Origin of the sequence: Rahnella rivi, from assembly GCF_019049655.1 — a bacterium.
In the GTDB taxonomy this organism is placed as follows: domain Bacteria; phylum Pseudomonadota; class Gammaproteobacteria; order Enterobacterales; family Enterobacteriaceae; genus Rahnella; species Rahnella rivi.
The window spans coordinates 55,063-62,186 of the sequence record NZ_JAFMOX010000042.1; the positions used below are offsets into that span (position 1 = coordinate 55,063).

Annotated in this window: 5 protein-coding genes; 1 reads left to right on the forward strand and 4 read right to left on the reverse strand. The window is 58.7% G+C overall.

Annotated features, from left to right (window positions below; genetic code table 11):
* Window positions 1-431 precede the first annotated feature (431 nt).
* From J1779_RS02310 to J1779_RS02325, 4 genes are read right to left on the reverse strand one after another with little or no spacing between them, the layout of a single operon-like run.
* Window positions 432-2,048 carry a dipeptide ABC transporter ATP-binding protein gene (locus J1779_RS02310; RefSeq protein WP_217202753.1) on the reverse strand — a complete coding sequence of 539 codons (1,617 nt, stop codon included), beginning with the start codon at window positions 2,046-2,048 and terminating at the stop codon, window positions 432-434.
* Window positions 2,045-2,875, reverse strand: coding sequence for an ABC transporter permease (locus J1779_RS02315; protein WP_056777385.1), 831 nt, complete (start codon window positions 2,873-2,875; stop codon window positions 2,045-2,047). The genes J1779_RS02310 and J1779_RS02315 overlap by 4 nt, the downstream gene beginning before the upstream one ends.
* A 5-nt stretch (window positions 2,876-2,880) precedes the next feature.
* Window positions 2,881-3,870, reverse strand: a complete 990-nt coding sequence (locus tag J1779_RS02320; protein WP_056777370.1) for an ABC transporter permease — start codon at window positions 3,868-3,870, stop codon at window positions 2,881-2,883.
* A gap of 36 nt (window positions 3,871-3,906) precedes the next feature.
* Entirely contained in the window at window positions 3,907-5,523 is a 1,617-nt protein-coding gene (locus J1779_RS02325) for an ABC transporter substrate-binding protein (protein ID WP_217202754.1), read from the reverse strand.
* A 317-nt stretch (window positions 5,524-5,840) separates the two neighbouring features.
* Here J1779_RS02325 and J1779_RS02330 point away from each other — a divergent pair.
* Window positions 5,841-7,124: NtaA/DmoA family FMN-dependent monooxygenase (locus J1779_RS02330; protein ID WP_217202755.1), on the forward strand; the 1,284-nt coding region annotated here is incomplete at its 3' end.

Here is a 7,124-nt window from a genome sequence, read left to right on the forward strand (position 1 = left end):
TCATTTCAGGTTCGGACCCGCTCGGAAAAATACCCTCGCGGTTTCTCACCGTTCATTCGACGTCGTTTTGAGCGCGGCCAAAGGCTTCTTAAAGCACAACCTCACCGTTTTCGACTTTATAAATCAAAAAAAAACGAAAAATTAAGTCTCAATAATCATTTGAATTACATAGCCATTGGCCGCGCTCAAAAATCACGCCGTAGGGAGTGGTGGAAAACCGCGCGTCTGTTTGCGCGGGTTGTAACCCGAGCGGAGGGCACCGCGCAGCGGCGGGATTTTGCGGCAATAACGCAAGCCCCTGAAACATAGCCCGCGAGCGGTAGCGCGCTGTAAAAAGACGTGGGAGATCCAAGAGGGGCCCGTCCTGGCCCCTTTTGGGCGGTTTCGGCGGCAGCGGCTGAGCGATCACCGCAGGTGAGAAACCGAAACTGTCACCAGGCCCCCGCCTGCATCCCCGGCAGTGAATTGATCAGCTTCTGCGTCCACGGGTGGGCGGGCCGGTGGAAAACGTCATCGACGTGTCCGTGTTCTACCACGCTGCCGTCTTTCATCACCACCACGCGGTCGGCCAGATGGTGGATGACGCCTAAATCGTGCGAAATGAATAACAGTGCGGTGCGGTGTTCTGCCTGCATATCGGCCAGCAGATCCAGCACCTGCGCCTGAACCGAGACGTCGAGCGCGCTCACCGGTTCATCGGCCACCAGCAGCGCCGGATTGGGCGCGAACGCACGGGCGATCGCCACGCGCTGGCGCTGACCGCCGGATAAATCGCGCGGATAACGGCGCAGAAAACTCTCGCCCAGCTGTACTTCATCCAGCAACTGCCGGATGCGTTTCTTGCGTTCATCGCCAAAAATCCCGACGCTGTCCAGACTCTCACCGATGATTTTCTCAACGTTATATCGCGGATCAAACGAACTCAGCGGATCCTGTGCAATCAGCTGGATGCCTTTGCGTTGCAACCTGCGGTCGGATTCCGGGATCTGAGTCCAGCGCCGCCCCTGAATGGTGATGGTGCCGGAACCGGGCTCGGTCAGCCCGAGCACCATGCGCGCCACCGTGGTTTTGCCGGAACCGGATTCGCCGACAATTCCCAGCGTTTCACCCGCGGCAAGGCGCAAACTGACGTGATTCACCACCGTTTTTCCGGCGAACTGTTTGCACAAACCGCTGGCTTCCAGCACCGGGATTTCCGTGGAAATATGCCGGGCGGGCAACGCGACGCCTCGCGTGCCGGAAAGCCTCAGGCCACGCGTCGCCGTTCCGGGCACCGCGGCCAGCAATTGCTGCGTGTAAGGGTGCTGCGGCGCGGTCAGCAGTGCCTCGCTGATGCCTTCTTCCACCACTTTTCCCTGATGCATCACCAGGATCCGATCGGCGAGTTTCCCCACCACGGAGAGATCATGGCTTATCAGCAGCAGGCTTTCGCCTTTATCGCGCCGCTGTTGCAGCAGATCCAGAATCTGTTTTTGTACGGTCATGTCCAGCGCCGTGGTCGGTTCATCGGCGATCAGCAAACCGGGGTTGCCCGCAAGCGCCGTGGCGATCAACACGCGCTGACGCAAACCGCCGGAAAGCTGATGCGGGTAAGTGGTCAGCCGGTGTTGCGCATCGGGAATACCGACAGATTTCAGCAGGGCAAGGGTCTGCGCGTGCAGTTCACGGGGCGCGCCGGGCTGCGTGGCGATGAGGGCATCGCGCAGTTGCTGACCCACCTGACGCAGCGGGTCAAGCGACACCAGCGCGTCCTGCAACACATAACCAATTTTGCTGCCGCGAATTTTACGCCAGCGGCGCTGGCTGGCGTCCAGCATGTCCTGACCGTCAATCACAAACCGGTCTGCAGTGATGCGCGCACTGGCGTCCTGTAACCCCAGCAGGCTGCGTGCGGTGACGGTTTTTCCCGAGCCGGATTCCCCGACAAAAGCCACCGATTCGCCGCGTCTGAGTTGCAAATTCAGGCCGCTGACCGCCACTTTTTCGCCCTGTGCCGAAGGAAAAGAGATCGACAGATTGCGGATATCGATAAAAAGGTCGCCGCTCATGGTTGTTTCCCCTCAAAAGTGGCCTGCCAGTAACGGCCCAGCGTGTTCACAGAAATTACGGTCAGCGTGATTGCCACGCCCGGCCAGACGCCGATCCACCAGGCATTGCGCAGATAGTTGCGGCCTTCGGCCAGCATCAGCCCCCATTCGGCGGTGGGCGGTTGCGGCCCCATGCCGAGAAAACTCAGTCCGGCGGTGCCGATAATGGCGCTGCCCAAACCGAGCGTTGCCAGCGCCGGCACGTGGGCAATGGCGTGAGGAAGAACGTGCCGCCACACCAGAACGTGGCGTTTCAGGCCAAAGGTGCGCGCCTGTTCTACGTAGCCCGAAGACATCACCACAAAGGTTTGTGCCCGCACCACGCGGGTAAAGCGCGGTATGGAAGCCACGCCGAGCGCAAAGATCAGATTGGTGGTGCCGGGGCCGGTAAAGGCGATCAGCATCAGCGCCAGCAGCAGATCAGGAAAGGCGGACACCACGTCCACCGCGCGGCTGATCAGTTCATCCAGCGGCCCTTTGAGCAAACCGGCCAGTAACCCCAGCAGGCTGCCGATGCTGACTGCGACGGCCATTGCCGCAAGGCTTATCAGCAGGGAATAACGGCTGCCGTAAATAATGCGCGCCAGCACATCGCGCCCGAGCTGGTCGGTACCCAGCCAGTGTTCAGCCGAGGGCGGCAACTGGGCGTTTACCGGATCGGCATTCAGCGGATCGTAATGGGTGAGCCACGCGGGGAAAATCACCGCCAGTAGCACCAGTAACAGGTACAGCGCGGCCAGCAGAAATCCCGCAGAAAAATGACGTTTAAGACCGGCGGTGGCGATCATCTGGCTCATGACGTGTGCTCCCCGTCCGCATCACGCAGGCGCGGATCGATGAATAAATAGAGAATGTCCACCAGCGTACTGAGCACCACGTACACCAGCGCGGAGAAAATCGCCACCGCCAGCACCACCGGAAGGTCTTTACCCAGTACCGCATCCACGGTGATTTTGCCGAGCCCCGGACGGCCAAAAACCTGTTCGGTGATCACCGCGCCGCTGAGTAAACCGCCAATCAGCCAGCCGGTCAGGGTGACGGCGGGCAGGGCGGCGTGGCGCAGGGCGTGGCGCAAACGCAGGGTGGTATCGGGTAAACCCCATGCGCGCAGCGTCAGCATAAAGGGCTGATCGAGCGCGTCTTCCAGCCCGCGCCGCAGCACCTGTGACACCACCGCACCCAGCGATAAGCCCAGAGATAACGCGGGCAGCACCAGTGAGGAAAAACTGCGATCACCCGCCACCGGAAACCAGCGCAGTGTAAAACTGAAGATAAACAGCAGCACGATGCCCAGCCAGAAAGAGGGCGTGGAAGCCAGAACCAGCTCGACCGACCCGGCGATGCGCTGCCCCAGACGGCGGTGCGCGGTGGTCACCGCCATCAGCACGGCAAATATCAGGCTGAACACCAGCGCCAGACCGGTGAGTTTGAGCGTCGGCCACAGCTGCGACAGCACCAGCGAACTGACGTCAGTATTGAGCATATAAGAGCGGCCAAAATCGCCGTGCAGCACGCGCCATAAATAGTGCAGATATTGCCTGTACAGGGGCTGATCCAGCCCCCATTCCGCCCGGATCGCCGCTTCGATGGCCGGAGTCTGTACCTGTTCACCCATCAGTAAACTGACAATGTCCCCCGGCGCGAGATGCACGCTGATAAAAGACAGCGTCACCGCTGCCCATAACACCAGCGCGCCGCTCAGCAGCCGCCGGAGGATCCGCCATCGCCATGACGGCGGGGTGTCGGGCAGCCGGGGTGAAGCCAGTGAACTTTCAACCGTCATGGTGTGACTCCTTGCTTATTGATGCTGAGCGCCCGATCATTGCTTGCTCAGCCAGACGTCGTAGGTGTTTTCCGGCATCTGTTTGAACGGCCTGAAACCCACGTCATGAACGTAAGACGCGGCGGCAATCTGGTCTTCCGGCTCGTACAGTGGGATCGCCAGCGCCTGCTGCAACACGGCAAAATTCTGCAACTGACCGTAGAAGTTTTTACGTTCGCTGTTATCCAGCGTTTGCGACGCGCCTTTGAGCAACGGAATGATCTCCGGGGCATCGGTGCGGCTGTAGTTGATCGCCCCTCCGGCGTTCACCGGCAGGTAATGGTTTTCGATATCTATGCCGTCGGTATCGGTATTGGAGTTAGCGATCGAACCGAATTCACCGGTTTTCCGCACTTCGGTATAGGTGCCGGAATCGACATAACGGATTTTCAGATCAATACCCAGACGTTGCCGCGCTTGCGCCTGCAAGGCCTGCAACAACACATCGCGCTGATCGCGCACCGTGGCCTGCGCCTGAATGATTTCTATGGTCAGCGGTTTGCCGCCTTTGGTGCGGATACCGTCTGCGCCTTTGGTTTTCCAGCCTGCTTCATCCAGCAACTGATTCGCCAGCGCCGGGTTGTTGCCGTATTTATTCACCAGACTGTTGTCGTACAACGGGTCAACCGGTGAGGTGATCCCCCAGACGCGGGTGCGCTCGCCGCGGTAAATCGATTGCAGGATGGGCGAAATATCCAGCCCCTGTAAAATCGCCTTACGGACGTTCAGCTCCTGCGTCGGCCCGTATTTCACGTTAAGAAACAGTGAGTAAGGGGTGCCGGTATTCAGAGCATGCTGATAAGAGAAATCCGCGTTGTCTTTGAATTCGCCCGCATCATTGCCGGAAACGCCTTCGATCACGTCGACCTGGCCGGAAAGCAGTGCGCCGGTGCGCACCGACGATTCAGGCAGGAAGCGGTAAGTCACGCCTTCCAGATAGGCCGGGCCCTGATGGCGGGCATTGGCAGACGCCCAGTGGTAATCCGGGTTGCGCACATACTCAATCTGCTGGCCTTTCTCGTAGCGTTTGAGGATAAACGGGCCGGTACCGGCGATATCAGTGCCGCCTGATTTGAGCTGAGGTGAGGTCCAGGATGACGGCGAAATCAGTTTCAGGCCGGAGGCGAAAGAGAGGAACGGGCTGTAAGCCTGTTTCAGCGTAATGCTGACGGTGTGCTCGTCGGGGGTGGCCACGCTGTCGATCCGCCCGGCCAGCGCACAGATGCTGGAGCCTGCGCAATAGGCCGGATCCTGCGCATGGCGGAAGTTTTCCGCCACGGCACTGGCGTTGAACTTCTCACCGTTGGAGAATTTCACGTCATCGCGCAGGGTAAAGGTGTAGGTTTTGCCGTCTTCTGACACCGAATATCCGGTAGCCAGCCACGGAATATAACTGCCGTCAGGTTTACGCGCGAGCAGCGACTCGTAGGCGACACGCAGGATCAGTTCCGCTTTGGACTGGCCGTTCAGCTGAGGGTTAAGCGTATTCGGTTCGGTTTCCACGCCCCAGGTGAGGGTTCCGCCTGATACCGGTTTTTCAGCCGCGTAAAGCGCCTGGCCGGAGGAAAGAATTAACAGCGTTAAAGCAGACAGTGAGGCGGCAGAGGCTTTCATATTTTTCCCATTAAAGTCATACCCGGACGGTATTTGAAATACATCAACAAAGATGAATGCGCTGGATCTGTTATAGGGAATCGCAATTCCCGTAATGATTATTAAAGGTGCGTTGCCGGGTTGTAAAATCACAATATTTGCTTACCAGCGTAAATAAATGACTTTGGCGCGCATCCTGCCGGGCGGGGTTATTTCTTCGGATGTGTCAGTGCGGGTTTATTCATTTTTGTCGTATTCAAATGCTTTTTTCTTCGTGGCGTAAATAACCCTGATCTCTATTTTTAACGCAGACTCATTATTCTAATTAAGGAGATCATTTGACTATCCAATCTCGCCGTCGTCTGAAAACTCTGGTCGGGGCAGGGAGCGTGGTGTACGCCTCCAACGATCAGGGACGCGTGACCGGTATTACCCGTGCCATTGCGCAGGCGAAAATAGCGGAAAAAGAGAAGATCACCGGGCTGTTTACCGCCGATCTGTTGCAGGCTGACCCGGACGGACTGTCCGGTTCGACCGGCAGTCAGGATCCTGTCGTCACCCTTGCCGCACTGAGCCAGGTCACCTCGCATATCGGGCTTATTGCCACGATTTCCACCACTTATCAGCACCCTTACAACCTCGCCCGGCTGGTCGGCACGCTCGATCACGTCAGCGGGGGCCGTGCGGGCTGGAACGCGGTGACGTCGTCGGTGGGGGAAGAGAACTTTGGTGAAATCACCCTGCCTGCGCCACAGGTTCGCTATGCCCGTGCCACCGAATTTATCGAGGTGATCAACGCGCTGTTCGATGCCAACCAGCCGGACGCCGTGCGCCGCAATAAAAGCGGTTCAGTGACCATCGACCCGCGCAAGCTGCATCCGGTGCATCATCACGGCGATTTTTTCCGCGTGCAGGGGCCGCTGAATGTGCCACCTCCGCCGCAGCACCGGCCGGTACAGTTTCAGGCCGGGCAGTCCGAAGAAGGGCTGAAACTGGGCGCCCGCTACGCTGAAGTGATTTACACCTCACAGCCCACCTTTGAGGATGCGAAGCACTTTGTCGAACAGGTACACCATCATGCGGATGCGTTTGGCCGCCGCGAAAATCGTCCGTTAATCATGAACTCGTTCCATTCGATCATCGGCGAAAGCCCGTCAGACGTGACGCGCCGGTTATTTGAAAAGCATGAGCGTATCGATTACGAGCAGGGACGCCTTAAAGTGGCTGACATGCTCGGTGGCGAGATTGACCTGCGGGATCTGGCGCTGGATCAGCCTGTCCCGTTGCGCCTGCTGCCCGACATCGGGCAGGTCAACCGCCGTCGCGGGCGCGCTGAAATCTTTAAACGTTTTGCCTTACAGGGGCTGACGCTGCGCGAATTGATCATTCAGGCACAGGAAACCGGCCACTGGTTTGTCGCCGGTACCCCGGAAACGCTGGCCGACGCCATCGAACAACGTTACCAGGCGGGCGTGCTGGATGTGATCGCCGCTTACTGGACAGGCGGCGTTCTCCAGCGTTACACGGTGCAAAATACCGGCCTGGTGTGGACACGTGCGCTCAATGCCTCCTGGAATGGCAGCGATGGACCCTGGCGTAACTGGGAGCAAGTGAGCGCAGTC

Excerpts from the sequence above, each read along its gene's own strand:
- J1779_RS02310 (WP_217202753.1), bottom strand. The coding sequence starts at position 2,048 with ATGAGCGGCGACCTTTTTATCGATATCCGCAATCTGTCGATCTCTTTT.
- J1779_RS02315 (WP_056777385.1), bottom strand. The coding sequence starts at position 2,875 with ATGATCGCCACCGCCGGTCTTAAACGTCATTTTTCTGCGGGATTTCTG.
- J1779_RS02320 (WP_056777370.1), bottom strand. The coding sequence starts at position 3,870 with ATGACGGTTGAAAGTTCACTGGCTTCACCCCGGCTGCCCGACACCCCG.
- J1779_RS02325 (WP_217202754.1), bottom strand. The coding sequence starts at position 5,523 with ATGAAAGCCTCTGCCGCCTCACTGTCTGCTTTAACGCTGTTAATTCTT.